At 67.6% G+C, this 3,665-nt stretch carries 4 protein-coding genes and 2 pseudogenes; all 6 read right to left on the bottom strand.

The features are described 5' to 3' along the window. A pseudogene (locus tag KZA10_RS09705) lies at window positions 1–371 on the bottom strand (WYL domain-containing protein); the annotation flags it as partial. Beyond that, window positions 368–1,360: a YafY family protein gene (locus tag KZA10_RS09710; protein ID WP_141386067.1), complete on the bottom strand. Its 993-nt coding sequence runs from the start codon at window positions 1,358–1,360 to the stop codon at window positions 368–370. The gene KZA10_RS09710 and the pseudogene KZA10_RS09705, both read right to left, overlap by 4 nt. Further along, window positions 1,360–2,271 (bottom strand): hypothetical protein, encoded by a 912-nt coding sequence (locus tag KZA10_RS09715; protein ID WP_017830631.1) that lies wholly within the window; start codon window positions 2,269–2,271, stop codon window positions 1,360–1,362. The genes KZA10_RS09710 and KZA10_RS09715 overlap by 1 nt, the downstream gene beginning before the upstream one ends. A gap of 17 nt (window positions 2,272–2,288) precedes the next feature. Further along, window positions 2,289–2,660, bottom strand: a pseudogene (locus tag KZA10_RS09720) (ABC transporter ATP-binding protein); the annotation flags it as partial. 105 nt (window positions 2,661–2,765) lie between these two features. Next, a complete protein-coding gene (locus tag KZA10_RS09725) occupies window positions 2,766–3,401 on the bottom strand; it encodes a response regulator transcription factor (RefSeq protein ID WP_055870070.1) in 636 nt (211 codons plus the stop codon). Beyond that, window positions 3,398–3,665, bottom strand: a 268-nt coding sequence (locus KZA10_RS09730) for an ATP-binding protein (RefSeq protein ID WP_374196565.1), incomplete at its 5' end; no start/stop codon positions are given. The genes KZA10_RS09725 and KZA10_RS09730, both read right to left, overlap by 4 nt.

A 3,665-nucleotide genomic window follows, 5' to 3' on the forward strand; every position in this document is an offset into this window, starting at 1 on the left:
CCCGAGTCCGAGACGGCGGGAACCGCGGCCACCATCTGCAGACCTGCGAGCAGGGCGGCCGCCTCCCGCGCGGTGAAGCGCGGCACACGACGGAGCGCGACATCGTTGGTGATCTCGATGACGTCTTCGAGGTCCAGGAGGTCCCAGTTGATGTCGAACATCTCCTGCGGCTGCTGCCAATAGCCGTCTTCACCGGGAAGCCCGATGACGGTGAGCTTCTCGACCATGCCGCGCATCTCCTGCGACGTGACGCCGAACTCCGTCGCGGCCTCTTCGAGGGACACCTGTCCGTGCTCGAGCACATAAGGAACAAGGGTCAGGTACAACCGCACCCGGTCGGCGGCGAGCAACGGCTTCGATTTGGCGGTCATCTCGCCTCCTCCTCGTCGGTGTGCAGCTCGGCGACGGCGCGAAGACGCGCGATCACGGCGTCGCGCAACGGTGCGGGCTCGACCACGCGAACCTCCGGACCGTACGAGGCCAGTTCGTCCGCGAGGATGTGCAGGTCCACGAAGGGCACGTTGATGCCCTGAGGAGCTGATGTGGCCCTTCGGCCCAGGCGCAGTGCGGCCTCCGTACCCGGGGTGATCTCCAGGAGAGCCGAGTTCTCGGACGCGACCCGTTCCAACCCTGCGAGTGCGCGATCCCCCGCACCGTCGCGCAGGGCGGGGTCGAAGCTCTGGGAGCTCACCCGCACATCCCCGACGATCCGACTGAGCAGGAAGGTGCGGTCCTCCTCTGCATCGACGTCGACGCCGAAGACATGCCACCGTGCCTCGTAGTCGACCAGCGCCAGCGGGCGGACGCGGCGCCGGCGAGGGGCATCCTCGCCGGGCTTCAGGTAGTCGAAGGAGACCACTCGGGACCGTTCGATCGCATCCTGCAACGGAGAGAACGCGGCATCCCTAGCCGTGATACGAGGGGCGAAACCGATGATCGGCTCGTCGCCGTCGATCCCGAGGGCACGGATCTTGCGGACACCCGACTGAGCGTCCCCGGAGACGGATTCGGCGCTCCAGACGCTTCCGGCCAGCTGGAGCACTGCCAGCTCGGCCGGCGAGAACTCGATGTCGCTGGGGAGATCGTATTCCGCCTGGGGAATGCGGTAGCGCGCTTCGCGGAGGTCGTTGGGATCCGCAGCGTCCCCGATGGTCTCGATGGGCACGCCGAGCGAGCGCAGCTCGTCCTTGTCCCGCTCGAACATCTTCTCCAGGGCGTCCGATCGGGTGCCCGCCTCTGCGCGCTGCCGATACCCGGAGACGTTGTCGAGGATCTGCTGCTTGGTCAACCCGATCTCCGTGGCCATCAGCGCCACGACGAGATTCGTCAGGCGCTCCTCCGCGGGGATACGGGCGGCCATCACTGCGTGGGCGCCGTCACTGCGCCCAGGATGTCGACGACGATCGCCGTGGCCGGAGCGCTCTCGGCAGCAGGGAAGACGACGAGCAGTTGCGACCCGACGGTGGCGCCCACGAGCTGCTCGGCGGCCACACTCACGCTCGCGTCCTTGCCCCACGAGCTCGTGGTGACCGTCTTGTCGTCCCAGCCGACACCCATGATGTTGGAGACGACGATGTCGCCCTCCTTCACCTTCGGGCCATCGCCCTTGATGAGCGTCTGCGTCACGATCTCGGTCGGCGCGGGAACATCGGGGATGATGATGCCGGGAGTGCCGTCGGGGGCGCGGACGACGCTGGGTAGGCCGCGTGCGTCGTTGAACTGCAGTGCACCGGATGCCTTCGCCGGCATGACATCGAGCACATCGATGACCGCGACGATGTTCTCGCCCTTGTCGAGACCGAACGCCTGGACGTTCTGGGCCCCGAAGTCCTCCGGAGTCAGGACGGCGAGGACACGGCTGCCACCGGTGGCGCACTCGAGAACGTCCGCGAGACCCGCGGAACGCTGAGCCCAGTAGTCGATGCTGTGCACGCGGCTCTGGTCGCCGTTGAACTCGGACTGGTAGAGCGCCTTGCCGCTGTCTCCGCCGTAGAAGGCGATGTCCAGCACCACGGGCTGGAAGTCCGATCCCAGTGCCAGACCGTCTCCGACGGTGACGTCGGCGAACGAGGTCTTGTCGGTCTTGACCGGTCCGAAGACGTCGACATCGGGGACGGAGCCGAGGTCACCGCTCACGTCGGCGACGTTCAGGATCTTGTCGTTGCCGCCGCGGTCGCACGCGGCGACACCGTCGGATGCTGTCGCGGTGCAGCCCGTCAGGGCGAGGACGGCGAGGCTGAGGGATGCCAGAACGGCGGACGTTTTACGCACGCGCTCCAGTCTATTCCGCGACGACCGTCGAGCTCGAACGGAAGCATGATGTTGCCGAGCGCATCGAGCGTCGGGACCAGGTTGAACGCCTGGAAGATGAAGCCGACGCGTCGACGCCGCAGGATCGTGAGGTCGATGTCACCGAGGCCGGTGATCTCGGTGTCTCCGATCCAGGCACGCCCTTCGGTGGGATTGTCGAGTCCCGCCATGATGTGCATCAGGGTGGACTTGCCGGAACCGGACGGCCCCATGATCGCGGTGAACTGCCCACGGCGGATGCCGACGCTCACATCGTCCAGCGCACGGACGGTGCCCTCGCCGGAGCCGTAGGTCTTCTTCAGGTGCTGGACGCGGGCGGCGAGCCCGAGGTCGGTGGTCGTGATCTCCATGACTCCGACGTTATTTCCGCGGCCCCGCGCGGGTCATCGCTCCCGGGGACCCTTCCGCATACATCGCAAGGATGATCTGCGGGGCGCCCCGGAGCGCGCAGGGGATCAGGCGAGGCCGTGCTCGAAGGCGAAGACCACCAGCTGCACGCGGTCGCGCAGCGCGAGTTTGCTGAGGATGCGACTGATGTGCGTCTTCACGGTCGCCTCGCTCAGATACTCGCGAGCGGCGATCTCGGAGTTCGAGAGCCCGCGGGCGGCGAGCGCGAAGATCTCCCGCTCACGGTCCGTGAGGTCGGTGTACTGCGCGGGCACAGGTTTGGGTGCCTCGGCGAAGTGCTCGAACAGGTCGCGCGTCGCCGAGGCGGCGATCACACTCGACCCCGAGTGCACCGTGCGGATCGCGGCGAGCAGGAACTCGGGGTCGGCGTCCTTGAGGAGGAAGCCGCTCGCCCCCTGACGGATGGCCCGCGCCGCCGCCTCGTCGAGGTCGAACGTGGTGAGCATGACGATGCGCGGCGGCTCCGGGCGTGCCAGTATCTCGGCAGTCGCGGTGAGCCCGTCCATGACGGGCATCCGGATGTCCATCAGCACCACGTCCGGCCGGGTCATGCGGACGACGTCGAGCGCCTCCTTCCCGTCGCCGGCTTCCCCCACCACTTCGAGGTCGGGCTGGGAGGCGACGAGCATCCGGATGCCGGCACGGAAGAGCGCCTGGTCGTCGACGAGCACGACTCTGATCATTCGGAGACTCCGATGGGGAGCGTGGCGTGGACGACGAACTGTGTCCCTCGGCGCTCGGCTTGCAGACTACCGCCGACGAGCTGTGCGCGTTCACGCATGCCGATGACTCCGTGTCCGCCCGGCGCGACGGTCGCCTCACCCGTGACCGTGTTGCGCACGTCCACGTCGACGCGATCCGGCAGCCAGGCGAGGTTCACGTCGACCGCGCCGTCGCCGTGTCGGATCGCGTTCGTGAGTGCTTCCTGCAGGATGCGGTAGACCGCG

It is taken from the genome of Microbacterium sp. BF1, from assembly GCF_019279095.1.
Classification (GTDB): domain Bacteria; phylum Actinomycetota; class Actinomycetes; order Actinomycetales; family Microbacteriaceae; genus Microbacterium; species Microbacterium maritypicum.